The sequence below is a fragment of the Nitrosopumilaceae archaeon AB1(1) genome, from assembly GCA_033471095.1.
Classification (GTDB): Archaea; Thermoproteota; Nitrososphaeria; order Nitrososphaerales; family Nitrosopumilaceae; genus Nitrosoabyssus; species Nitrosoabyssus spongiisocia.
This window is the reverse complement of record CP136752.1, coordinates 678,799-704,969: the sequence shown is the minus strand read 5'-3', so window position 1 is coordinate 704,969 and position 26,171 is coordinate 678,799. Positions and strand designations below refer to the sequence as shown.

The window sequence follows — 26,171 nt, the reverse complement described above, 5'->3', positions numbered from 1 at the left end:
ACACTAGAGACCTATACGTACATCCAATATACGACATCCCTTCTTTAAAACTAAAACAGGATTCATATCCAACTCTTTGATCTCTGCAAAGTCGGTGACTAGTTGTGATAATCTTGCAAGACAATCTTCAAGTGCGTTAATGTCAGATGCCGATTCACCACGAACACCTTGTAATAATTTACGAGATTTAACAGAAGATATCATATCTTTGATCTCCTTATCATTAATGGGTGCCAATCTAAATGTCACATCTTTGAATACTTCAACATAGATTCCCCCCATACCCAACATGATTACAGGGCCCATGCCAGGTTCTTGTTTGGAGCCAATGATCATCTCTTTGCCACCTGTTACCATCTCAACTACAAGAACACCTTTGATCTTTGCCTTTGAGTTGTATTTTTTGGCATTTCTAATTATACCATCAAAAGCTTTCTTTACTTCCATTTCATTTTTCATATTAACGGCAACGCCGCCGGCGTCAGATTTGTGTACCATATCCGGAGATGCAATCTTTAACACTACAGGATATCCAATCTTTTTTGCAAGCCTGACAGCAGAACTAGAGCTTGTGGCCAAACCACTGTGTGGCAATGACAACCCATACGCTTTGAGGATCAGCTGTCCCTCCTCTTCCAACAGATTTGTACGTCCATCTTTTTTCACTGCTTGAAGAATTTTAGCAACTTTTCCTTTATTGACGGTATATTTTTTAATTTTACCAGCAGATGAATGAATCCATTGTGAGAATTGTAGCATGGAATTTAAGGTACGAATGGCACCTTCTGCATAAGAATAGTAGGGCACGTTTCCATTTGCAAGTATTTGCCGATTCTTTATACCCTCATCAAGTCCCATTAGACTTGCTAGCATAGTTTTTTTATGTTTTTTTGACATTTTTATAATTACTCGGGCAAGTTTATCATAATCCAGGGTTGCTGAAGGTGTGCACATTGTAATTACAGAACCGACATTCTTGTGTTGCAGAACCGTATCAAGTACGTTATCGAATCTATTAAAATCGGCATCACCTACTATATCAACAGGATTTCTAGAACTGCCCCAGGGNGGAATAACAGCATCTATTTTTTTACGAATACTAGTAATGTTGGCCATGTGTATACCAAATTTGGAGCAATAGTCTGTGGATATTATTGCAGGGCCTCCTGCATTAGACACTATAGCTACACCTCTGTCAGGTAGAGGTTGTTTTGAGAAAGCAGTCGCATAATCAAATAATTCCTCCATTGTATCTACACGAATTGCACCGGATTGCCTCAAAAGAGAGTCATAGATTTCATCTGAACCCATAAGGGCCCCAGTATGGGACATGGCAGCCTTTGCACCCTCAGGGCTACGACCAGATTTCAACACCAGTATGGGTTTTTTGTATTTTCGTGTAATACGCTTTGATATCTTTAGAAAATCAGGACCATATCCTATATCTTCAAGATACATTACAATAACTCTGGTCTGTTTGTGTTCGGCTAGAATTTTTAAAACATCAACCTCATTCATTGCAGCTTTATTTCCCATACTAATTACAGCAGAGAATCCTATTCCTTGTGCACTAGCATCTTCTACAAGAGCAGCACATATAACTCCACTTTGAGATACAAGTGCTATATGACCTGACTGTGGAGTGATTTTTAGAAATGTTGAATTCATCATTGTTTTAGGATCAAGATTCATGACCCCTAAACAATTCGGTCCAATAATTTGTATTTTATATTTTTTGGCAATGTCAACTAATTTTTTCTCTAAAAGTGCTCCTTGTTTATTCACCTCTTTGAATCCAGCGGTAATAATAATTGCCCCCTTTACATTCTTCTTGCCACATTCTTCCAGTACGATAGGAACGATAACATTTTTTGTAATAATTACAGCAAGATCAATAGTTTTTGGAACATCAAGAACACTGCTGTACGCTTTGAGGTTAAATACGGAGGATTTGGATTGAGAGATTGGATATACTTTGCCCGTATATCCTTTGATAATATTAAAGGTGATTGCTCTGCCTACGCTGCCGATTCTATCAGACGCACCTATGATTGCTATTGATTTTGGAGAGAGAAATACAGAATCAGACAAATCTAATCTATCAAATAAAAAAATTGGTATTAAATTTATCCATTATATGTATTCATAATTAGGTGTTATACAATCTACGGTGGTTAGATATTGTATGAATACGCTCTGAATAATATCTCAAGATATAATAGAATTTGTTGTTACATTGTTCAATATTAAGAACATTTCATAATTTTAGACCCAAAATTATGCAAATGTCTAGAATTTAGGACAGTGTATGTGTCACCCTAATTCATTCATAACATACGTTAATTCACAGAATCAATTTTATAGCTTGTAACTGTGAATCAGTTTTATCGTAAGTATATTTTATAAAATATGATGAATTCTTGACTTTTACTTTCATGGTTAAATTTTGTATATTGATATAACGTAATGAACATTTGAACATTTTTTCAACATCGAGAAAATTAGATAAAACAACATTTGCTTTTGCTTCACCAATTAAGGTTAATTGTTCATTAAAAAGTTGAGTTGGGGAGATGTATTTCATGTAAATAATGATTTGCGTATTTCTTTTATAGCTTCTTTTGCGCTTTTGTACTTACAAGCAATTACATCCTCACCCTTTTGGAATTTGTCTGTTTTGAAAATTTTAGCCATTATGATCGCGATCATATCATCGCTTATAATTCTTTATGAAAACTAACTGGATGTGAGAGAAGGAATATAAATAAATGAAGATGAAATGTATTCCATTGTGTTTTGGATCATTCTGCGCATATCCATACAACACCTAACCTCCATAGAACACATAATGCTAAACATTATATTATAGAGGAAGAATTATTAATCTATGAATTATACCATTCTGCTAGGAATTTTTGCATGTCTAATGACAATCACTTTTGTACACACAGATGCTCAAGAAGAAACATTTACAGAAAATATCGTACTAGAAAAAACTTTACTAGAGTTAAATGTGTCAGAGAATAACATTTTACCTTGGGGATACATAGAGGGTAAAATTAGTAATCCAGTAAGAGAGTATCCAGTAATTATACAGATTTACCAGAATGATAAACCTGTACAATTTGCTCAAGTATCTGTTAATGAAGATAATACATACGAGTACAAATTCAGAGTGCTAGATGTAAATTCTGATAGAATTATAAATATATTTGAAGGATCATACACTGTTTTTATCTACAAGGTTGTATACGCAACTCAATTAAATATCTAAAATCCACGTAGTCCACTGGGTCTTGCAGTATCAGGATGTTGTTTCATCCAAGATATCTGTTTGAGCATCTGTGATTTATCAGCAGGTAGAGTACCTTTTACCATAAATGCATTAGAGCCATGATTTGCACGAAAGATTATGGGTTTAGGTGAATCAATCAGAGTTACTAGTTGTTCTAATTCATCAAGGGCCTCTTCATCAGAGATGGGAGTGAATGGCTCATCAAATTTCTTTAAAAACTCATCATGAATTCCATTCTCCAGATATAATGTTAGAGCTCCCACATAATCAGGACTGGATTTACTAATAACATCAGCAGTGCCTGCAATGTGTTGTTTTGTGTAAGTTTTGCCTCCAAGACCAAGAATTACCATGCACGATAGTGTAAAACCTGCATCTTTGGCTTTAAGACATGCACGAATTATTGTTTGAGGTATGGCGCCTTTGGTAACTTTACGCAGTATAATATCAGAGCCGCTCTCTACTCCAAGGTATAACATTTCAAGTCCTGCATCATATAATTGTCGTAATTCTTGCGAAGTTTTTTTAAGTAAATTCATAGGCATTGCATAGCAAGATATTCTCTCCATATTGGGAAATGATTTTTTTAAATATTGAATTATAGATATTAAATAGGCAGTATCAAGATTGATTGCATCTCCATCGGCAAGAAATATTCTTCTAGTGTCTGGTAATTGTTTTGCCATCAGATCAATCTCTGTTTTAATTTCATCCCAAGTGCGCTCACTATACTCTTTAAATCTATACATATCACAAAATGAACATTCGTTAAAGGAACATCCAATTGTTACTTGAAAGATTAAAGAATTGGCCTCAGATGGTGGTCGGTATAAAGGATAATCATAGTTTAATTGCATATGTTTTATACAGAGATGAGGGCTTATTTAGAATTTACAACAAGACGTCTACTAGAAACTAGTCTGTGAGTAATTACTCCTGATGATATAGGAATTCCTACATAGAATAGTATGTTGAGTATTATTACTAGCATACCAAGACCAAGAATCGTATGGTCTGAATCAGCATATTGCATCAAGTGTAATAGATTCAAGCCCGGATACAGCAAAACACCAAACATATCATTAATGACAGGATTTGTGCGCTGTACATCTGCAATTACAGGCGATACAGAATAGTAGATTTTATTAAAATTAGTCATGAATGAACTACCAGGTATGCTACTCATCAATGTGTCATCTCTTATTTCACGTAAGAATTGTACCTGCAAAGACATTTCAGTGCCAAATGTTGCTGTAGCAACTAGGCACCCACCATTAGATGGACTAGTTTCAGTCATATTACTAGCAGCGTCACTGAATAAAAATTCACCATTGTAAGTTATTCTGTCCAATCCTGCTTTGCCAAGTTTGGTTATTTCAGATGGGATTGGTACGTATTGTAGAGTTTCAGAGTACCGCTGACCATCATTAATCATCCAATTTATCATGTGAACCAGAGCTCTTGCCTCCAAGACCGAGTCTGTTACTTGAGCCAGATCCTCATAGAGTAAAAGATAGCTAAAACTAGCTATAGGGTATGCGTTAGAACCGGCAGAATTTACTATAGAGATTTCATCCCAAGACTCGTGTGCTGCTGGAAGTGCAGATACTGTGCCAACAGAGGCATCAGCGACTGACTCTATTGAGGGTTTTACAAAGTTAGTACCATCTGCATTCTCAATATACGCAAATGTCATATCTGTTTGATAGGCATATGCAAGTTCTACATACCCAATAGAACTAGGAGTACTTAGAATGATTCCTGCAACACCTTCATTTCCTGCAGCCGCTACACCCTCTTGCCAAGATACACTCTTACCCACACCAATCTGCTCTTGGAATTCTGAACTTTGTTTAGACAGATAATCAGTTAGAACAAATGTAGTTCCAGAGCCATCTGAACGTCTAACTGGAATAATTTGTCTATCAGGTAAAGACAGATCAGGATTTATATCAATTATCTGTGGATCATTCCATCTTTCTATTTGACCAAGATAAATACCAGATATTATCTCACCGGTAAGTCTCAGACCACTAGTAGGGATGTCAGGAATATTATAAGATAGTACGACTCCGCCGATAGTCTCCGGTATGTGTAGGGTGTTTGGAGCAAGCGCACTTTCAGATTCCTTTAATGGAACATCGGTAGCTGCAAAGTTTACCGTTTTTTCAATATGCTGTTTAATTCCACCACCACTCCCAATAGATTGATAATTTAAATTCACATTTTGAAACTCCTTGTTGTACTCTACACGCCACAGGTCAATTAGAGGAAATGGAAATGTTGCACCGGCGCCTACCAGTGAGAATTTTTTAGATACATCAGGGACAGGAATGGCATCAGCATAAACTGAGGGGATTAGAACGAATAGTGACATTATGAGAATCATGACTATTTTTAGAATCACAATTTAAAGAATAACTATAGTGATTAAATTGATTATGGGTATAAAGTATATTGGACTATATAGTTTATGATACGAGTTGAGTCAAGGGTATGTTACAAGGTTCTATGTCATTATAGAGAGTTGAATTCAAAATGGATCTAACATCCTCCAAATTTACAATATCTTTAAAAGAAACTGTTACGGTATAACGATACATATGACAAAATCTGCTCAAGTAATTTTAACTGGTTATGATAAACCAAAAATGAATAAATCAATTGTAATGATGAAAAAATATTTCAAAACAATTAATGTAAAAATAGTTGAAGATGGTACAACAGTAAAAGCTAAATCGAAATTATGGGGATGTGAAGAAGGAAATATTGAACAAGAAGTTATATCTCTAAGTGGTACAATGGATAATTTACAAAAAATTCTTTATGCTAAACCTACAGATGGAATTTATTTACAATTATTACTAAAATAATTAAAGGGTTCTGTTAATTTAGAGATTGGTTTTTACCATACTAGATATTAGTATGTGGGTTATAAAGGTAAGTGTAATTTACTGATTCTATCAACGTAAATCATTCCCTTAGTTTAATATATCGTTTTTTATACGTTAGGCATGGCAACATATCACATCAAAAAACAATCGTATGATGGATATTGTATTGGGAAATGTGTTGAAGAACCCAATATAATGTTACATGCAAAATCTGACGAAGAACTTCTAAAAAAGTTTGCTCGTGTAATACCTGCATATAAACAAGGGATAAAAAAAATAAAAATAACAAGAACCAGACTACCAAAAGAACCTAAAATTGAGGTATTGAAACTTGAAACAAATTAATTATACTAGTAGCTATCAATTACAAAATTATTTTAAAAGTTTAGGATATGAAATCCATACATCCCCTAATCCATTAACAGTACTGATTCGTAACTCTAAAACTAATTTAATCATTCCTATTCCATCTTCGGGTAACCTGCCAAACAAATTAGTACAGGAATATATTTCTAGATTAAAATTTTAAATATACAAAGATGAATTTTGTATCAATATTTTCCACTTATTCTTACCATCAATAACAATACCTGCTGATTCACTAGGGGTTAATCCGTCAATACCTCTATGTTTTCTAGTAAAGTTGTAATAGATTTTTAGACCATCAATAATAGGATTATCTTTTTTCTTTAATCCTCTAAATGATTGTTCTCTACTTCTGAACGTACCGTTAAATCTTTCCATCTTATTATTTTGTTTATCGCCTTTCAAGTGAATGTGTCTAGTATGTAAGGTATCTTTACCAAATATTTTTTTACTTGATTTCATGTATGCTGGAAGTCCATCAGTAATGAAATTTCTAGGTGATCTATTACCTGCAACTTGTTTAGTCATTTCTAATAGATAATCTGCGTTATGTTGAAATTTAGTATCTGCTATCTCTTTGGCTATCCAAAATCTAGTATCATCACAGATACTAGCAAATAGATATTTTTGATAACCATTAACATTAAGATATACTTCATCTGCTCTAAACCATGTAGATAATCTAGGTGTTATATTTGTCAAATATTCAGATATAGATTTAGAGTATTTACATATCCATTTGTAAATTGATACATGAGATACATCAGTTCCCAACATCTCAAAGTGATCAGATATTTTTCTAACACTCATGCCTGAAAAATACATTTGTAAAGCACTTGTAATTATAACATCATCATATCTCATAGATTCAAAACCATAGTTTGTAGTGAATATTTTATTACACTCTAAACATTTAAATCGTTGATTATTTCTTTTTTTTGTTTTTTTAAATCCATATTTAGTGATATTGCCTGAATCACAGAATTTACAGATTTTGAAATCATCTCTACTCATTATTTTGAATTTCTTTGAAAAACTATTTTTCATTATTCTAGTTTTAATTACATGAATGTGCTTACAATCTGAATGTCCAAATTGATTATCATAACATGAGCATTTTAGATCATTACCAGTAGAATAAACACTATACTATTTGTTTGGATCATGTTGCGATCTTACTCTGTATCGGCCTAGTTCATTCATCTCTGCATGATGATATTTCTTTATCATTTCCATTGCTTGTTGTTGTCTTTGATTCATGTATTTGTTTATCTACGTTGATATATTAATCTTTGTAATCAACGTAGATATAAATAAACCCTATAATGATGTATAATATGCCAAAATGGAAAAAAGATGCAACCGAATTTATTGTTGGTGTAAATTATCATTCAGTTAGAGGAGCTCAAACAACATTACCTAAACCAATAGCTAAAATTCTCAAAGAACCTACAAGTATTAAATTCAAGGTTAAGGGTAAAAAAATAGAAATATCTACTGTATGATAAAATGAATAGATTTTGTGTAATGATTAATTGTTATGAATACCAACCCATAAGCTAACAGAACCCATTACAATATAACATATAAAGTAAGACGATTAATTACACATATGTCAGAATATCAACCAGGAAATAAAGTTGCAACAATTGAAGAGTATGAAATGGGCAAGAATGTTTATGATGATAATGGAATTATACGTTCTGCAGTTGTTGGCAAGTCAAACGTTGACACACAAGAGCATAGTATTTCAGTGAATAATCCTAAATTATTATCAGTTCCAAAAAAAGATGATATCGTGATTGGTGTTGTAGCAATTGTAATGTCATCTATGCTCGCAGTATCAATAAGATATATCAACGGAAAACCAGTCACATCTCATACAGAGTGTATATGCTCTATTAGAAATATAAGAAAAAGAGTCATAGCATTGGCCAACGATATAGTAAAGGTAAAAATAATTGGAGAAAATAATGGAGCAATTCATGCCAGTATTGCAGAATCAGGATTTGGAGTATTATTAACAAAATGTAGAAAATGTGGTAAAGAAGTTTTACCATTCAAAGATGCCATAAAATGTACAGAGTGTTCTTGGATAGATAATTGCAAGCTTGCAGATGATTTTACTAGTGAAGATTTTCTAAGTGCAGGATGATATATTGACATCCGTGTCATTTCAAGGAGAACATGGTGCATATAGTGAAGGTGCGGCAAGAGTATACTTTGAAGATGACATAACAACTAAACCAAGAGAGACATTTGTTAAAGTTGTAGAGAGTGTAGAGAGCAGAGAAGATAATTTTGGAATCTTACCAGTTGAGAATTCTATCCAAGGTAGTGTTGGTGAGAGTATTGATGCAATGTTTGGTATGAAGTTGAATGTGATAGGAGAAATTTATCATAAAATAGTACACTGTTTGATGGGTAGGGGAGAGTTGGGAGAAAATCTCAAAGTATATTCACATCCTCAAGCTCTAGGTCAGTGTAAGGAATTCATTCAAAAATATAACATGAAGACCATCGCCACTTATGATACGGCAGGCAGTGTATCTTTAATTAAAGAGTTGGGAGGTGAGGATACAGTCTGTATCGCCGGTGAGAATGCTGCACACATGTATGATATCCCTATTATTAAACAAGATATTGCAGATAATACAAATAATTACACAAGATTTCTTATTCTAGCAGATAAAACAACTGAGGAGACTGGACAGGATAAAACATCAATAACATTTTCAGTTAAACATGAAAAGAATGCACTATACAAAATTATGAAGATCGTTAACGAGTATGGAATAAATTTAACAAAGATAGAATCAAGACCATTATTAAATCATAATTGGGAATATAATTTTTTTGTGGATTTTGAAGGTCATAAGAATAATCAAAAAACATCACAGATGTTAAATGAAATAAAACAAAACACAATTTATTTTCAAATACTCGGATCCTACAAGACGAAGAAAATTATCTAAAATCCACGCGGTTTATGCATCGTAAAACCTAAACTGAATCCAATTATGATTATTCCGCCTATTGTAACGATAACATGATAGACCAGCAAGATAGGATCACTGATGAATCTAAAAGTAGGCTCAAGCAGAACATCAGATTCACCGACGTTCAGGATTGCAAGTCTGCTCTTACCATCCTCAGTCTGTTGCCACTCTAGATTCAGACTATCTGCATGAGTGGTAGGATTTGTTTTTTCTGGTATACCAGGATAGTACAATTCTACTTCAAACAGATCACCGGTTATCGTTATAGTTTGTATTGTATCGGCAGGAGCAAGTAATGAGAAGGAACTAATATCAGCACTTGCCAAGGTCTCAGATTTATCAAAAGTTTGAATACCAAGTGAGCTGATCAAAGATGCAGATCCCAATCCAATAATGACACAGCCGGCAACAAGACCGATTATTGTTCTCTTTGCAAGCATGATTCTATAATCTTTTAGAGGCATATAAAATCGATATGATAAATGACTATACACTGAAGAAGGGATTTAACGTGAAAACAGTTTATCGAGTTGAGTGATGTTTAATTGTTGAAAATATTTTGGTGTATTAGAAATGGTGTAGATTTTAGATGTAGTTTTTTCAGCAAGCCATTCTAGTAGAATTTCACCTCGTCTTAATTTTTTTAATTTTAATTCTTTATTTTCAACTATTCCTTTAGAATACTTGCCAATTTTCTCACCAAAATCCATACCAAAAAGTATTATATTTTTAGCACCAAAATGACTAGCAAGAAATACACATCTATCACCATCAGAGAAACCACCAAAATTATCCACCTTACCTACAGAATTGGTCTGTGTAGTACCGATACAATTAGGAAAATCATTTACCATATTCAACTTGTCCATATTATCACCGTGGGCATGAACCACCATGAGTGAACCGTGTTGTGCGGCAGTTTTCAGAGAATCAGGATCACCGTCCAGATCAGTTACAATTATTTCAGCTTTCATGTCATTATGAATAATTGCCTGTGCTGCTCCATCGGCCACTATCTTTGTTGCAGAATATTTATTCGCAATGTGTATAGTTGAGTTTAAAGATGGACCGGCTCCAAGTACAAATACAGTTTTCTCATGAATCATATCATGCAATTTAGTTGTATAATCAACATCTTTTAGCATAGAGTCAAGGAGAGTGGCAGATTGTAAATCTAGGTTGTAATCATAGCCGAATTCTTCTCTAATGATATCATATTGTTCAGACCAACCAGATATTGTCATGGTATGAGATTATATCATAATTATATAAATATGAAATTACAAATTAAAGTATAACTATGATTAATAAAAAAAATCGAGTGATTAGATTGGGGCATGTCAAAATTGACAAGAGACACCCAAGAATAATGGGAATACTTAATGTAAGTAGAGAATCATTTTACAAAAAATCGATAAAAACTACAACCAGTCAGATAAGTGATAGAGTAAAAGAGATGGAAATGGAGGGGGCAGATTTTATAGACATTGGAGGTATGTCAACTGCTCCATATAATGATATAATATCAAAAGAGATGGAGACTAGACGAATCACTAGGGCAATTAAAATAGCAACAGACTCGTGTAATCTTCCAATTTCAATAGATACACCAAGGGCCAGTGTTGCAAAGGCAGCTTTGGAGATGGGTGCAGGAATCATTAATGATGTGACTGGTTTACAGTATGATTCACAGATGCCCCAAGTGATTAAAAAATATCAGCCATCGGTAATTCTATGTGCGTATGGTACTGGGACTAATCACTATAATTCAGCACATTTGATCAAACTATTACAGAAAAGTATCAAGATTGCAAAATCAGTAAAGGATACTAGTGATATAGTGTTGGATCCGGCTATTGGATTTTTCAGACAGTCTAGTGGAAATCCGATGCATACTAGAATACGTATACCATGGTATGAAAGAGATCTATATACGATTAACACATTGAATGTATTGAGTAGTAAATTTACTCAGCCAATATTAGTATCTGTGTCAAACAAATCTTTCATGAGTCATATAAATAAATCAGATAATCTAAATCAACTTCTTGCAGGATCTCTCAGCTCAGAGACTGTGGCAAGAATAAAGGGTGCATCCATAATTCGTACACATAATATACATGAAACTAGGAAAGCATTACAACTATAACAAAGAAACATCGTGTGGTTGACTTTCTGTAAACCCAGACTCTGACATTTTAATAAATTCAGCATTGTTTTGCATTTGAGGTATGGTAGTTGCTCCACAATAACTAAGACCAGAACGAAGCCCACCAGAAAGTTGTTTTAAAATATCAGGAACACCACCTTTGTATGGCACCATAGCCTCTACACCTTCTGCAACATAATCATTAATGTCGTCAACCTCTACACCTTCCTTGGTTTTTCGCCCTATCGAAGCTGCAAGAGAGGCCATACCACGATATAATTTGAATCGTTTACCATTTTTGGATAAAAGAAATCCAGGAGATTCATCAGTGCCACCCAAAATGCCACCCAACATAACAGTGGATGCACCAGCTGCAAGTGCTTTGGTCACATCACCAGAAGTTCTAGTACCACCATCAGATATTATAGGTATGTCATTGTCCTGTCCAATCTTGGCGCAGTCCATGACTGCTGTGAGTTGAGGCACACCAGAGCCAGTAATTACACGAGTAATACAGATGGAACCGGAACCCACACCTACTTTGACAGCATCAACACCGGCAGAGATTAAATCTTTTGTTCCCTGAGCAGTGGCTACGTTACCTGCAATTAATTCACAGTTTGGAAACGCTTTTTTTAGATTTTTAACGGCATTTATGGCATTTTCACTGTGTCCATGAGCAATATCTACTACTAGAACATCTACCTCAGCATCTAGCAGAGCTTCTGCCCTCTCCATAAAGTCATTTTTAACACCAACTGCAGCTCCAACAAGTGGTCTTCCTTTAACATCTTTAGACGCAAGTGGATAGTTATCAACATCAGATATGTCTCTGCTAGTGATTAATCCTTTGATCATGTTAGAGTCATCAACCAAAGGAAGTTTTTCTATTCTATGTTTATGTAAAATTTCTTTTGCCTCATCATGAGTAATTCCAGGTTTAGCAGTAACTACGTCTTTTGTCATTACATCAGACACAAGATTATCACTAGTGGAACCGAATTGTAAATCTCTATCTGTAAGAATTCCAACAAGTTTAGAATCTTCATCAACTACAAGTAAACCAGAGACGTCTTTCTCTGAGATATGATTATATGCATCAGTTATTGTTTTATTATACATTATAGTATATGGATTTTCAATCATTACACTACCAGAACGTTTTGTTCTGAGAACTTCATTCGCCTCTTCTTCGATTGTTAAAAATCTATGAATAATTCCCATACCACCTTCACGCGCCATTGCAACTGCCATGGAAGATTCTGTAACTGTATCCATGTTTGCGCTTAGTAGAGGAATGTTGAGAGAGATGTTCCTAGAAAGTTTTGTACTGATATTAGTTTGGGATCTACTAGTTATGACAGAGTATTTCGGTACAAGTAGTACATCATCAAATGTTAAGCATTCTCGAATTTCCATGAGACCATTAGTCACAATTAATCATAGTGTTATAATCTTTGGCATGGATCAAGATGTTTGGAAAAAAAATCTTATAGTTTAAATATACAGAATAAAGGTATGAGTCTATGAGTGTTCAACCTGTTAGTGGGAATATGCCTGTAGTTTTACTCAAAGACGATGCCACACAAACCAAAGGCAGAGATGCACAAAAAAACAACATTGCAGCAGCTAAAATCATAGCTGATATCGTACATACCAGTCTAGGTCCACGAGGAATGGATAAAATGCTTGTAGACTCGCTAGGTGATGTTACCATTACTAATGATGGTGCTACCATACTCAAAGAAATTGACGTACAGCATCCAGCAGCTAAAATGCTAGTTGAGATATCAAAGACTACTGACAATGAGGTAGGCGATGGAACTACATCAGTAGTAGTATTGGCCGGTGCCATGCTAGAGAGTGCAGAGTCTTTATTGGATCAAAACGTTACATCCCACTGTAATAGTTGACGGCTACAAGAAAGCGGCAAAAAAGGCTAAAGAGTTATTACAAGAGATGGCAAATAGAGTAACTCCCAATGATACTGAATCACTAACTAAAATTGCAAAGACTGCAATGCAGACCAAAATAGTTAGAAAAGAATCTGATAATCTAGCCCGTATAGTAGTAAAGGCAGCTTTGGCCGTTGCACAACAAGAAGAGAATGGATTCACACTAGACGTCGATGAGATAAAGGTGGACAAGAAAGCTGGAGGCAGTATAAAAAACTCTGGCATAGTTCGAGGAGTTATTTTAGATAAAGAAGTAGTTCATTCAGGCATGCCAAAGAGAGTAGAGGAGGCTAAAATCATTCTATTGAATGCGGCAATTGAGATAACAAAGACTGAAACTGATGCTAAAATTAACATTTCAAATCCAAATCAACTCAAAGCATTTCTAAAAGAGGAGAGTAATATGATTAAAAACATGACAGATAAAATTATCCAGTCAGGGGCTAATGTAGTATTTTGTCAAAAAGGCGTAGACGACATGGCACAACATCACCTCAGCTAAAAGTGATATCCTAGTTGTAAGACGAGTCAAGGAGAGTGATTTATCTAAATTATCAAAATCAACTGGAGGCAGAATTGTATCGAATCTACAAGATCTTACAGCCGAAGACCTCGGTAATGCAGGACTAGTCGAGGAGAGAAAGATTGAAGAGGACAAGTGGGTATTTGTACAAAAATGTAAAGACCCCAAATCAGTAAATATTCTACTTCGTGGTGGAACACAACGTGTAGTAGATGAGGTAGAGAGATTTGTTCACGATGCAATAATGGTAGTCAAAGATGTAATGCAGACACCACTAATTGTTCCAGGTGGCGGTGCTCCAGAGACATTTATCGCAGCCAAACTACGTACATGGGCGAAAAACTTTGTAGGAAGAGAACAATTAGCAATTGAAAAATATGCCGAATCACTAGAATCTATCCCATTAGCACTAGCAGGTAATGCAGGTATGGATCCAATCGATACTCTCACTGCTCTAAGATCACGTCAAATTGCCGGTGAGACATGGACTGGAATTAATGTACTTGAGAATACCATATCGAATATGGAGTTTGGAGAAGTGGTAGAGCCTTTGGCAGTAAAGAATCAGATTCTATCCTCTGCAACAGAGGCAGCATGCATGCTATTGCGAATTGATGATATTGTTACCGGCTCAAAGTCTACAGCCCCACCCGGTGGTGGCGGTGAAGGTATGGGCGGTATGCCACCAGGTATGGGTGGCATGGGCGGTATGCCTCCCGGAATGGGCGGAATGATGTAAGTAGTACTACTTACACAAATTAGTTTTAATACCCAAATACGAATTAAAATACATGGTTGATGAAAAACACATGCAAATTGCTCTAGAAATGAAAGAGGAATTTGTGAATAAAATTGAAGAGTATCAGAAAGAAATTGAGAAATTGGAAAGAAATATGGAATTATTAGATACAATCATAAAACAATCAAGTTTTACCAAGGCATCATCACTACTTGGAAAAAAATCTACACAGGATAAAGATGAAAAAGTAGTTGCAATTACAAGTGGGAATAATGTTGTTGCTAATGCTCACATCACAGAAAAAAATATGATCATAAAATTATTACCAGAAATTCATTTGAATCAAAATGTACCTCCTTTCAAGACATTTTTTCTAAATAGTATAATTAAAGAGATGCAAGAAAAAGATGTTCGTGATGGGAACACAAAATCTATTGAATGTATAATTAATGATGAAAATGATTCGATTAAAGAAATTGTGATTAAAAATTATCACAGTGAAGAGAGAGAAAAAGAGATTATTAATGCGACGAGTTGGGTATTATCAAAAATGATGGAAAATGATAAAAGAAATGGATAAAATAATTGTATTAGATTTTGGTTCACAATATAGTCATTTGATATGTAGAAGAATTAGAGAATTGTCAGTATATGCTGAACTAGTAGATCCAAATATTTCAATGGATACGATACAAAAAGATAACGTAAAAGGAATTATTCTCTCAGGTGGACCTAATAGTGTCTATGATAAAGGAGCACCCATACCAGATGACAAGATATTTGATTCAAAGATTCCCATTTTAGGCATATGTTATGGCCATCAAATTATAGTAAATAAATTTCATGGAGAGATTAAACGTGCAAACAAAGAGTATGGTTCGGCAACTCTAACAATTGATGATGGTTCAAGTCTACTTGAAGGAATAGGAGGCTCCACACGAGCATGGATGAGTCATGGAGATGAGGCATCAAAGATACCAGAGAACTTTAAGATAATTGGTCACACAGAATCGTCAAAGGCCGCAGCAATAGCATCAACCAAAGAGATGATTTTTGGAATACAATTTCATCCTGAAGTAATACATACAGATAAGGGAATGCAGATTTTGAAAAACTTTGTAGAAAATATTTGTCATGCATCTAGAGACTGGACTATGAAAAAATTTGTAGATGTATCTGTGGAAGAAATTAAAAGAATCAAAGGAAATGTATTGTGTGGTGTAAGTGGAGGAATAGACTCTACAGTTACAGCATTATTAATTCATAAAGCAATCAACAAGAGATTAAAGTGTATATTTGTAGATAATGGATTATTACGACATAACGAAGTTGAAGAAATTGAAAATATGTTTAAAGATAATTTCAATATGAATTTTGATACCATAAATGCACAAGAGGAATTTCTAGGAAAATTAAACAGAGTAGAAGATCCAGAGGAGAAACGAAAGATTGTAGGTAGCGTATTTGTAGATACCTTTGTAGATTTTGCGGAAAAAAAAGGACCATTTGACTATTTAGCTCAAGGAACATTATATCCAGATGTGATAGAGAGCGGGGTGTCCAAGGGACCGGCAGACGTTATAAAAACACATCATAATGTTGGAGGTCTAACAAAGAAATTAAATCTCAAAATACTCGAACCTCTACGTGATTTATACAAAGATGAAGTACGGGATATTGCAAAGATATTGGGTGTTCCAGAAAAGTTGAGAACACGTCATCCATTTCCAGGTCCTGGTCTTGCAGTTCGTATCATTGGTGAAATTACTAGTGCGAAATTGGAGATTTGTAGACAAGCTAGCAATATTGTAGAAGAGGAATTGAGGAAGAGCAATCAGTATGATAACGTATGGCAAGCATTTGCCATAGTAGGGAATGATAAAGCAGTCGGAGTGGTAGGTGATAAACGGCAGTATGGTCACATAGTCACAATAAGAGTAGTAAATTCACTAGATGCTATGACGGCAGATTGGACTAGACTACCAAATGAGGTCATAGAGAGAATCAGCAATAGAATAACAAATGAGATTAATGGTGTAACATGGGTGTCATATGTAGTATCTAGCAAGCCACCGGCAACTATAGAGCCTCAATAATTCCAAAGTAGTCCTGCACCAAATACACCAGCAGAATCACCAAGTTTATTTTTCAATAATTTAGTATCCTCAGAATTTGAAATATTCTGATAGATATGATCCTTACCCTCAGTGTATAGAAAATCAATATTGGATAATCCCCCTCCCAAAATGATAACATTTGGATCTAATATGGATATCACATTTGCCATACTACGACCAAAATTATTTAAAAATTCATTTTTCCATTGTTTGATTCTTGAATCACCTAATTGAAGTATAGATTCAAGTGGCAAATGAGTACCACTGATTTCACTCCATCTTCTCTCCAATGCAGGACCACTAATGTATGTCTCTACACATCCTTTTTGCCCACAATAACAAGAATTACCATCGCGATTCAAAACATGATGACCCCATTCACCTGCCATCAAATTAGCACCACTCCAAATTTTATTATCAAAAAATATTCCACCACCAACTCCAGTTCCAAGAATTACACCAAAGACAACATCATGATCTTTGGCATGACCATGTGTGGCCTCAGCTAGTGTAAAACAATTTGCGTCATTATCAATCAAAATGTCTTGATCAATTTTATTTGAAATATCAGTTTTGAAAGATTTGTTTATGAGACATTGAGTATTACTATTAATTATTTTTTGAGTCTTGTTAGATATTACACCAGGCGTGCATATTCCTATCTTGACATTGGATTTAATTGATTTGAGATCACCGACTAGACTAGATATAGAATCTAGTATATCTTCATAAGCAGTTGGTGTAGGGATTCGTATTTTATGAATAACTTTTAGAGTGTCGGTGAATAATACACCTTCAATTTTTGTGCCTCCTAGATCAATGCCTATTAGAGACGACAAAAATCTATGGACCAGAAGATCCGCCAGATACGGCTATGACATCATCTATGCGTAGAATCATACATGCCACTTCAGTGGAAGATTTTATCATAGTCTCTTTAACCACTGTAGGCTCTAAAATACCAAGTGTAGTCATATCTACAATTTCGGTAGTTTTTGCATTAATACCAGTAGATATTACGCCACCGGCTTGTCGTGAACGTAGAGTAGCAATACTATCAATTGGATCCATTCCAGCATTTTCAGCAATAGCAATTGGGATTGTTTCTAATGCTTCAGCATATTTTTTAATTGCCAATTGTTCACGTCCATTAAAACTATCTGCCCATTCTTTTAATTTAGATGCAATATATGCCTCTGTGGAACCGCCACCAGGTACGATACGTGGAGATTCCATCACATCTTTTATTACCATTATTGCATCATTAATTGAACGATCAACTTCATCAATTACACGTTGTGAGCCGCCACGAATTAATAGTGTAACAGATTGTGGGTTTTGACATCCTTCAATGAATACCCATTTATCAGATTCAACTTTTTTCTGGTGTACTAAATTTGCATTACCAAGTGAGGTGGTCTGTAGATCATCTAGATTAGTAGTAATAGTAGCTCCAGTTGCTTTAGCAAGTTTTGTCATGTCACTTTCTTTAACACGTCGTACTGCCAAGATTCCATTCTTTGCCAAGTAATGTTGAGCGATATCATCAATTCCTTTTTGACAAATCAACACATTAGCTCCTGCAGCAATAATCTTTTCCACCATTTCTTTAAGCATAGACTGTTCTTCATCTAGGAACATTTGCATTTGTGAAGGATTTGTGATTCGAATCTCTGCACTAATCTCAGTCTTGGCAACTTCTACAGGAGTATTAATTAGGGCAACTTTAGCATTAGTGATTTTTGTTGGCATACCAGAGTGAACAATCTCTTTATCCAAAACAATTCCTTCGATCATCATTGTATCTTGTATAGAACCACCAGTTTTTTTCTCCACTTTAATATTATCTAAATCAACTTTGGTTTTTTCACCTTGTTTAGTAGCTATACGTTGTACTGTATCTACAACAACTTTGGATAAAATATCACTGTCTTCAGAAATTAGTTTGGATTGCATACTAGTAGATGCAACTTTAAGAAGTGTAGTTTGATCAGTAGTTTGAATCTTGGTTGTAATTTCATCGTATAATTGAAGTGTCTTCTCTGCAGCTATCTGATATCCTTCTACAATTATTGAAGAATGAATCTCTTTTTTTAATAATTCATCTGCCTTTGAAATCAGAGAACCGGCCAATACAACAGCAGAGGTAGTACCATCGCCTACTTCATTATCCATTGTCTTTGATATCTCTACAAGCATTTTAACTGCTGGATGTTGGACATCAATCTCTTTGAGCATAGTAGCTCCATCATTAGTAATTGTAACATCGCCTAGTGAATCTACAAGCATTTTATCTAAACCACGAGGACCTAGACTAGAGCGAACTAGATCAGAGACTAGTTTGGCGGCCTGAATATTGTTATGTTGAGCGTCTTTGCCTTTTTGCTGTAATGCGCTCTCTTTTAAAACTAAAACAGGTCCTTGAGGAGTCTGTTGAATCGATGCCATAGTGATATAGGGAAAAATCCTATTTTTAACCCTTACGAATACAGGTTCTGTAACATCTTTGGGTGTTATTCACAGAACCGTAGAGGAAAAATAGTTAAAATACCCAATAACGCAACAGAACCCGAATACAATCTAGAGAAAAATCACTCATGTTAGATGTGTAAGATCTAAATCATGCCAAGACAGGAAGGAATTTGCGTTGCTTAACATCGACAAGTCCTGTATGTAGTAATCGTATAGAGGGTAATGACAAAAAAGGCAAAAACATTGGAATTAGGTGTGGTCGTAAAAAATTACAATGTAATTGACCAAGAGATTTTTGTAAATGTGAAAAATTATCATACACTTTATCAAATGATTCAGTAGATATTATTCCTCCAAAATTGAATTTCAAATGAGATATGATATGTTTTTTATCAATCAAAATAATACCACCTTGACTTTGTTTCAACTTGTTTACAGCTAGGGCCATATCTGTATCATCACTTCCAATTACAATTATATCATTTTCATGAAAGGACCATGATGATGCAAACGCCCCTACATTAGAACCAAAATTTTTCAAAAGAGCTATAGTTCTTTTCCCAGATCCTTGTCTATCAAATGAGGCAACTTTACACAGATTATTATTCAAAACGACATCATTATTATTTACATCTAGATGAATTTGATCAACGTGTGTTATAATTTCAGTATCTAGATGTATGACATTTGCCAACACCGAACTTTTGGTAGATGATATCATAAAATCACTTGGTTGGACTGTATCTAATCGTACAGTATTCAACATGGATTTTGGAATTTGTGGTTTTGGTATTTTCACAATTAATTTACCACGATTCACTACCATTTTTCCTCCCACAAATACTAAATCAGGTTTTATAGATTTCAAATTATTAGTGGTAATAATATCAGCATATTTGCCAGGTGCGATACTACCAAATCTATCAGACATGTTATAGTAATCAAAGCAATTTCTAGAACCCATCATAATAGCACGAATAGGATCTAGTCCAAGTTTTATGGATTCATTAATACAGTGATCAATGTGACCAAATTTCTTCATATCATAGGGATCAATTCCATCTGAGCAGAACATTAGATGATCTACAGGTGTATCATGACTAATCACATCTGTTATGATTTCTTTTAGATCACGTCTAATTGAGCCTTGTCGAATCATTACCCACATGCCAAGTTCAAGTCGTTGTAATACTTGGGAATAATTTATTGGCTCATGACAGGATAATATTCCAGAAGAGACATAGGCATTTAATTTTTTATCGGACATGCCAGCGGTATGACCATTAATTATACAATGATTATCTAACATCATAGAAATTGTTTTCATGATTGTTGGATCACGATCAATAACTTTTGTCCATGAAAATACTTCACCAAGTCCTACAACATTTGGTAATTTTAAAGCATCTTTAATTTCAGATTGTTTCAGTCTATTACCAGTACTCAGTTTAGGATCAATTGGTAGTCCTCCAGGTATCGTATTGAATATACGAATTGGTAAATTGTTACATAATTTTACAAATTTTTTAAATCCAGAATAGCCAAGAGTTCCAGTTATATCAATTGGATCAGAGAATAATGAGGTAACACCGTGTAATAGACATTGTTTTGCAAGTTCTGACGGTACTACAAATTGATCAATGTGTATGTGTGGATCTACAAGTCCTGGTAATACAAATTGGTTATTCATAGTAATGACTTTGGTGTTTTTCGAGATGGTATGACTTGCATCTTTGCCCACATAGGCGATAATACCAGAGGATATGGCAATTTGATACTTGGGTTGCACTTTGCCAGTATACACATTGACCAGATTACAATTAGTCAATACCGAATCAGCCTTTAATTTACCCATAGCCGTAGAATTTAATCGTGTTATCTTAGATAGAGTATTCATACATTGTATCATACTATGAATCGTATTTATGTAAAGATTTGATGATTAAAAGAATATTTACGATTCAATACTTAAATTAAGGAATTTAAAGAATAAGTGATATTGAATATACCAAAAAAAATGCGAAAATTTTGTCCAAAGTGTAATACTCATACTGTGCAAAATGTATCAGCATACAAAGCAGGAAAGAGACGTGGCTCTGCTATTGGAGAGAGACGACACGCCAAAGATAAAAAAGGGTATGGTGGACAAAAATTCCCCAAACTTGCAAAACCTGCAAAGACTACGAAAAAATTTGCAGCTATTATGTTATGTACAGTTTGTAAAAAGAAATTTAGTAAATCAGGTATTAGAATGAGAAAATTTGAGTTGGTAGCAGCATGAAAAAGAATCACATACTTATTCCAAAACCAACGAGTACATTTCGTAAAATTGAATGCTTTGAATGTAAAGAGGTTCAGGTTGTCTACTCGCACATTTCAACAGAGGTAATTTGTAATTCTTGTGGAAATTTACTTGCAAGTCCAACCGGTTCAATAGCTAAAATTCACGGCGCCAAACTAGACTCTGCAGAATGAGTCATAATCGTGTTTAGTATTCAGATTTGTTACAACTCTAACATCATCAATTATTTCCAAATGCTCACTAATTAGATCAAGATTAGTAATGTCTCTGGAATTAATTATATTTATTCCAGTGTAACATAGTGTGGTGTTATTCATCGTACAAGTATATTCAGAATGTAAATTATGACGTGTGAGAAAATCTATATTTGAAACTATACATGTCCACGGTTTTGTGTATTTGGAATATATTTCAGATATGATGGTATCATCAAGTAGTGGTAAATCACCGGGTACAACTAGTACATCATCATGTAATTGCTGCAACACTTGATTTAGATCCTCTGCGTGCCCAAGACCCCTAGTTGATATGACATCTAGTGATTCATCTCTAAGAAATGACTGTGTTTTAGGTGATTTTGGACTAACAGCGCAGATGATTCTAGAGAACTGTTTAGATTTTTCTAGTGCTTGTACAACATGAATAATTAATGGCTCTGAATGAATATCCAAGAGTAATTTTTCAGTATCCAAATTCATACGGCTTCCGGATCCTCCTGCCATTACAACACCAATCATAGAACCATCACAGATATTGCAAACAAACGACTCAGCTCGTTAGTCACTCCAATTACATCTCCGGTTAGACCACCAAGATGTTTTTTTGCAAGATAACTAATGATTAATACTAATATCACTACACTTGCTAGTGCAGCAAAGCCAACAAAGTCACCAGTTATGGCAAGTAATGATATAGGTATAATAGTTATTGCAAAAGCTACAACAACTCTACGTCTGTCTTTCATTATATGAACAAAGGGGGTATTGCTACCTAATGTTGCAGAATTATTCAAGGATGTAATTAGTACCATAGAGAATTTGGCCAGTGTCTCTGCAATTAATAGAGTATAGATAAATCCAATACCATCAAGTTTTGATATCACTATGATCATACCTAATAGATACAACAGTAAGGATAGAGTTCCAGCAGTGCCAGTTTTTACATCTTTCATAGCCTGACGTTTATTCTCTGCAGAACCTGAAGTCATCATACCGTCAGCAAAATCAGAAAGACCATCAATATGATGAAGGCCAGTTACAATAGTTATGACACCGACTAGAATTAATCCAATTATTAATGAATCCAAAGCTACATAATCAAGACCAAATCCAACAAGTCCAAATATTACACCTAGAAATATGCCTACGACAGGAAATAGATGCATATTATTTGCAGTATTCTCAAGAGTAGAATTCCTAGTAGGGAGTATGGTTAGAAAGGATACGAGTGAGATCAAACCTCTATACATGTAACCACCATCCAATGTATGATAAGAAAAGTGCCAGTGGAATGACAATCATTCCGCAGAACAGAATTGAGGTTAGAATCATGATTTTTATCGAGTCTTGTACATGTTGAATGCTAATATGATTAATATCATCGCCAAGAGAATAATGATTAGATTTTTCAAGTTGCACACCCAAAGCGCCTGCAAGGGTTGCCATTGGATATCCAGCATTTAACGATTCAGTATTTTTTGCGTCACGAATCATAATGCTATACGCACCACGCCAGTCGTATCCAAGTAGTATTGAGGAGATAATCATGACTCCACAGGTAAGTCTAGATGGAATGTAATTTAAAACTCCATCACATTTTGCTGCAAACCAACCAAATTTAGCAAAGAGTTTGTTGTTATACCCTATCATAGAGTCTAATGTATTAATACATCGATATGTAAATGCTCCAGGCAATCCAAATAATCCAAAATAAAATAATGGGGCAGTAATACCGTGAACAGTATTCTCACTAATACTTTCCAGTACACCAGACAAAATATGTTGGGAATCTAAAGTGCTAGTATCACGTTTTACTATCATGGCAAGACTATTCCTAGATGTCTTTAAATCATTATTTTTCAACGCATTCAATACTAACATGGCATGTTTGTGCATTCCTCGTATAGCAAATGTTGTCTTTAATAAAATTGCACTAACAAAAATAATTACAACTCCAGTATAGAAATTATTAGAAAATAATGATGTGGTATAATCGAATAAACCAAGTGTAATTATTGGAACAAGTACTGCCAAACAGACTAGAATAACACCGGCTAATCGTTGATTTGCTAATGGTTTTAGTAATCTAGTATACCATGCTATCAACCTACCAATCCATGCAGTAGGATGATAACGAGTTTTCACATCACCAAATGTTACATCAAGGAGTAGTGCGATTAATACTATGGGAATTATTTCATACATCAAGTAATCATATCCTGTATTTTTTTAATGTCAATACTTTGATGAATAATCTTGCTCATTTTATCAATTTCTGTATTCATAAATTTCAAGTTTTTTTGGTTAAACAAGATAGGATTAGTAGAGTCCAAAGAGTCCTCATCAGGCAGTCTCATATTTAGCATAGGTATTACCCCCAAGACTGGTTTTTTAATTATTTTCTGTAATTTTACAAATCCAGGTTTTAAAATATCTGGATCTCCTCTAAATTTATTCATGATAACGCCAGATACCAGATTTTGATGTTTTTTTGACAACAAGGAGATAGTGCCAGATATACTTGCAAAGGAACCACCTCGTTCAATATCAGATATTAATATTACACTAGCTTTGGCTCTACTGGCCATCTTCATGTTTGCAATATCATATCTGGTAAGATTAATTTCAGCCGGTGAACCGGCTCCTTCTAGTATAACAGAATCATTTTGATTCAATAATTTGTTTAAAGATGATACGGCCGTATCCAAGCCTTTCTTTAAAACAAATTTGTTATAATAATCATTAATCTTCATTGTTTTGTACAGCTTTCCTAGGAGAATTATTCTACTTGTATTGTTTGCACGTGGTTGCAAGAGTATTGGGTTCAGATCTGGAGAAATATCAGTTCTAGCAGCAATAACTTGTAATGCTTGACTNTGAGAGATGTACAAACCATGATGTTTGATGGCAAGATTTGACATGTTTTGTGATTTAAATGGAGAGACTTTGTAGCCTAGATTTGAAAATATTCTACACAGTGCAGCAACTAGAATTGTTTTTCCAGAACCAGACGAAGTACCCTGTATCATTATTGCAGCCATCAGATAACCTCCAAGGCCTCGACGAGTTTAACATTGTTCTTGTGTGTCTTTACAGATACTCGGATAAAATGATCATCAAGACCTCTAAATGTACTGCAATCACGTACAAGAATATGATGTGATAGGAGTTTTTTACAAACCAATTTTGACGATTTTCTACTATTAATAAGTATAAAATTAGCAGATGTCTCTATACATTTGAACCCAGATATCCCAGATATAGAGCAAGTCAGATATATCCTCTCTTTTTGTATCAATTTTCTAGCATTAATTATATATGATTTATTTTTCAATGCCTCTATTGCTATTTTCTGCGCCAATCCATTTACGCTCCAAGGAATTTTTACTTTGTATAACGTAGATGTTACAATTTTTGAAGATAACGCAAAGCCAATTCGTATTCCAGCAAGAGCAAAAGATTTTGTAAATGATTTTAAAATTAATAGATTAGTATATTTATCAAGTAGAGGTATTACGGATTGATTTGATGTAGCAAGATCCATAAAACATTCATCTACAAATACAAAAGAAGAATTCTTACGAGCAGTTTCAAGTATTAATCGCATCTGTTCTTTCCCAAGTAATTTTCCAGTGGGATTATTTGGATTACAGATAAATACACATCCGTTGTGTGGGATTTTCTTTAAAAATGATTTTAAATTTTTAGACAAATCCATAGTCTTAAAGAAATGAATTTTACAGTTGGCTAATTTTGTCGCAGATTCATATTCACTAAATGTAGGTGTAGGAATTAATACATCAATAGAATTATTCAAAAACGCTTTACAAAAATCATAAATTATTTCCACAGCTCCATTACCAATTATAACATTTGAGGGAGAAATTTTGAACTGTTTGGATAATTGTTTTCGTAGTAAAGTATGCTGTGGATATGGATACTCTGATATTAGTGAAAGATCTTTCATCGAGTCATTTACAAATTTTGGTAGTATAGGACTTGTACTTGAGCTGAAATCAAGTATTTTAGGATCTGTTATAGCATTTTTTCCTCCGTGTGATGCCACACGATAAGAGGATAAATTTTTATTTACTCTCAACAGTTAGGGTACAAGTAGTTAGGATTATTAATTGAATCTAGGT

26 protein-coding genes and 1 pseudogene are annotated in these 26,171 nt (G+C 34.4%); 12 read left to right on the top strand and 15 right to left on the bottom strand.

Translation table 11 applies throughout. The features are described from left to right. Positions 1-3: 3 nt before the first annotated feature. Entirely contained in the window at positions 4-2,091 is a 2,088-nt protein-coding gene (locus R1F52_04220) for an acetate--CoA ligase family protein (GenBank protein ID WOV93839.1), read from the bottom strand. A 796-nt stretch (positions 2,092-2,887) separates the two neighbouring features. Here R1F52_04220 and R1F52_04215 point away from each other — a divergent pair. Continuing rightward, complete coding sequence (locus R1F52_04215; protein ID WOV93838.1) at positions 2,888-3,274, top strand: hypothetical protein; 387 nt, start codon at positions 2,888-2,890, stop codon at positions 3,272-3,274. Here R1F52_04215 and R1F52_04210 read toward each other — a convergent pair. Next, positions 3,271-4,152, bottom strand: coding sequence for a radical SAM protein (locus tag R1F52_04210; protein ID WOV93837.1), 882 nt, complete (start codon positions 4,150-4,152; stop codon positions 3,271-3,273). The genes R1F52_04215 and R1F52_04210 overlap by 4 nt on opposite strands. A 23-nt stretch (positions 4,153-4,175) precedes the next feature. Next, positions 4,176-5,672 (bottom strand): phosphate ABC transporter substrate-binding protein PstS, encoded by a 1,497-nt coding sequence (pstS, locus tag R1F52_04205; GenBank protein WOV93836.1) that lies wholly within the window; start codon positions 5,670-5,672, stop codon positions 4,176-4,178. Positions 5,673-5,898: 226 nt separating this feature from the next. Between pstS and R1F52_04200 the strand changes: the two genes are divergently transcribed. Together R1F52_04200 and R1F52_04195 are read left to right on the top strand one after the other, a co-directional pair. Then, the gene (locus tag R1F52_04200; GenBank protein WOV93835.1) at positions 5,899-6,168 is read left to right on the top strand and encodes a hypothetical protein; all 270 of its coding nucleotides are present in this window, start codon (positions 5,899-5,901) and stop codon (positions 6,166-6,168) included. Positions 6,169-6,309: 141 nt separating this feature from the next. Then, on the top strand, positions 6,310-6,534 hold the full coding sequence (locus R1F52_04195) for a hypothetical protein (protein ID WOV93834.1): 225 nt from the start codon (positions 6,310-6,312) through the stop codon (positions 6,532-6,534). 180 nt (positions 6,535-6,714) lie between these two features. Here the strand turns inward: R1F52_04195 and R1F52_04190 are convergent, their stop codons facing one another. Next, positions 6,715-7,602 (bottom strand): DDE-type integrase/transposase/recombinase, encoded by an 888-nt coding sequence (locus tag R1F52_04190; protein ID WOV93833.1) that lies wholly within the window; start codon positions 7,600-7,602, stop codon positions 6,715-6,717. Positions 7,603-7,892: 290 nt separating this feature from the next. Between R1F52_04190 and R1F52_04185 the strand changes: the two genes are divergently transcribed. From R1F52_04185 to R1F52_04175, 3 genes are all read left to right on the top strand, one after another. Then, a complete protein-coding gene (locus R1F52_04185; protein WOV93832.1) occupies positions 7,893-8,060 on the top strand; it encodes a hypothetical protein in 168 nt (55 codons plus the stop codon). A 107-nt stretch (positions 8,061-8,167) separates the two neighbouring features. Further along, positions 8,168-8,710 carry an exosome complex RNA-binding protein Csl4 gene (locus tag R1F52_04180; GenBank protein ID WOV93831.1) on the top strand — a complete coding sequence of 181 codons (543 nt, stop codon included), beginning with the start codon at positions 8,168-8,170 and terminating at the stop codon, positions 8,708-8,710. A gap of 13 nt (positions 8,711-8,723) precedes the next feature. Further along, entirely contained in the window at positions 8,724-9,530 is an 807-nt protein-coding gene (locus tag R1F52_04175) for a prephenate dehydratase domain-containing protein (protein WOV93865.1), read from the top strand. Here the strand turns inward: R1F52_04175 and R1F52_04170 are convergent. Together R1F52_04170 and R1F52_04165 are read right to left on the bottom strand one after the other, a co-directional pair. Then, positions 9,527-10,018, bottom strand: coding sequence for a hypothetical protein (locus R1F52_04170; GenBank protein WOV93830.1), 492 nt, complete (start codon positions 10,016-10,018; stop codon positions 9,527-9,529). The two genes, R1F52_04175 and R1F52_04170, sit on opposite strands and share 4 nt — an antisense overlap. A 42-nt stretch (positions 10,019-10,060) precedes the next feature. Continuing rightward, positions 10,061-10,798, bottom strand: coding sequence for a 6-hydroxymethylpterin diphosphokinase MptE-like protein (locus R1F52_04165; GenBank protein ID WOV93829.1), 738 nt, complete (start codon positions 10,796-10,798; stop codon positions 10,061-10,063). Positions 10,799-10,923: 125 nt separating this feature from the next. Between R1F52_04165 and folP the strand changes: the two genes are divergently transcribed. Beyond that, complete coding sequence (folP, locus tag R1F52_04160; GenBank protein WOV93828.1) at positions 10,924-11,703, top strand: dihydropteroate synthase; 780 nt, start codon at positions 10,924-10,926, stop codon at positions 11,701-11,703. Here the strand turns inward: folP and guaB are convergent. Further along, positions 11,698-13,137 (bottom strand): IMP dehydrogenase, encoded by a 1,440-nt coding sequence (guaB, locus tag R1F52_04155; protein WOV93827.1) that lies wholly within the window; start codon positions 13,135-13,137, stop codon positions 11,698-11,700. The two genes, folP and guaB, sit on opposite strands and share 6 nt — an antisense overlap. Positions 13,138-13,229: 92 nt before the next feature. Between guaB and thsA the strand changes: the two are divergent. The 3 genes and pseudogenes from thsA to guaA all read left to right on the top strand — a co-directional run bounded on the left by thsA (position 13,230) and on the right by guaA (position 17,016). Further along, positions 13,230-14,920, top strand: a pseudogene (thsA, locus tag R1F52_04150) (thermosome subunit alpha). Between the two features lie 52 nt (positions 14,921-14,972). Further along, entirely contained in the window at positions 14,973-15,500 is a 528-nt protein-coding gene (locus R1F52_04145) for a hypothetical protein (GenBank protein WOV93826.1), read from the top strand. Continuing rightward, entirely contained in the window at positions 15,481-17,016 is a 1,536-nt protein-coding gene (gene guaA / locus R1F52_04140) for a glutamine-hydrolyzing GMP synthase (GenBank protein ID WOV93825.1), read from the top strand. Before R1F52_04145 ends, guaA begins: the two co-directional genes overlap by 20 nt. Here guaA and R1F52_04135 read toward each other — a convergent pair. The 3 genes from R1F52_04135 to R1F52_04125 form a co-directional block, all read right to left on the bottom strand. Then, entirely contained in the window at positions 17,010-17,876 is an 867-nt protein-coding gene (locus tag R1F52_04135) for an ROK family protein (protein WOV93824.1), read from the bottom strand. The genes guaA and R1F52_04135 overlap by 7 nt on opposite strands. A gap of 4 nt (positions 17,877-17,880) precedes the next feature. Then, positions 17,881-19,485, bottom strand: coding sequence for a thermosome subunit beta (gene thsB / locus R1F52_04130; protein WOV93823.1), 1,605 nt, complete (start codon positions 19,483-19,485; stop codon positions 17,881-17,883). A gap of 172 nt (positions 19,486-19,657) precedes the next feature. Next, positions 19,658-21,406 carry an adenine deaminase C-terminal domain-containing protein gene (locus R1F52_04125; protein WOV93822.1) on the bottom strand — a complete coding sequence of 583 codons (1,749 nt, stop codon included), beginning with the start codon at positions 21,404-21,406 and terminating at the stop codon, positions 19,658-19,660. 102 nt (positions 21,407-21,508) lie between these two features. On the opposite strand from R1F52_04125, the gene R1F52_04120 reads away from it, so the two are divergent. Both R1F52_04120 and R1F52_04115 read left to right on the top strand, forming a co-directional pair. After that, positions 21,509-21,790, top strand: coding sequence for a 50S ribosomal protein L44e (locus R1F52_04120; protein WOV93821.1), 282 nt, complete (start codon positions 21,509-21,511; stop codon positions 21,788-21,790). Further along, entirely contained in the window at positions 21,787-21,984 is a 198-nt protein-coding gene (locus R1F52_04115; GenBank protein ID WOV93820.1) for a 30S ribosomal protein S27e, read from the top strand. The genes R1F52_04120 and R1F52_04115 overlap by 4 nt, the downstream gene beginning before the upstream one ends. On the opposite strand, the gene R1F52_04110 is transcribed toward R1F52_04115, so the two are convergent. The 5 genes from R1F52_04110 to R1F52_04090 all read right to left on the bottom strand — a co-directional run bounded on the left by R1F52_04110 (position 21,967) and on the right by R1F52_04090 (position 26,095). Next, entirely contained in the window at positions 21,967-22,548 is a 582-nt protein-coding gene (locus R1F52_04110) for an NTP transferase domain-containing protein (protein WOV93819.1), read from the bottom strand. The genes R1F52_04115 and R1F52_04110 overlap by 18 nt on opposite strands. Beyond that, positions 22,545-23,279: an adenosylcobinamide-GDP ribazoletransferase gene (cobS, locus tag R1F52_04105; protein WOV93818.1), complete on the bottom strand. Its 735-nt coding sequence runs from the start codon at positions 23,277-23,279 to the stop codon at positions 22,545-22,547. The genes R1F52_04110 and cobS overlap by 4 nt, the downstream gene beginning before the upstream one ends. After that, positions 23,272-24,234, bottom strand: coding sequence for a cobalamin biosynthesis protein (locus R1F52_04100; GenBank protein WOV93817.1), 963 nt, complete (start codon positions 24,232-24,234; stop codon positions 23,272-23,274). Before R1F52_04100 ends, cobS begins: the two co-directional genes overlap by 8 nt. After that, positions 24,234-25,070 carry a cobyric acid synthase gene (locus R1F52_04095; protein ID WOV93816.1) on the bottom strand — a complete coding sequence of 279 codons (837 nt, stop codon included), beginning with the start codon at positions 25,068-25,070 and terminating at the stop codon, positions 24,234-24,236. The genes R1F52_04100 and R1F52_04095 overlap by 1 nt, the downstream gene beginning before the upstream one ends. Next, positions 25,070-26,095, bottom strand: a complete 1,026-nt coding sequence (locus R1F52_04090) for a histidinol-phosphate transaminase (GenBank protein ID WOV93815.1) — start codon at positions 26,093-26,095, stop codon at positions 25,070-25,072. The genes R1F52_04095 and R1F52_04090 overlap by 1 nt, the downstream gene beginning before the upstream one ends. Between the last annotated feature and the right edge of the window lie 76 nt (positions 26,096-26,171).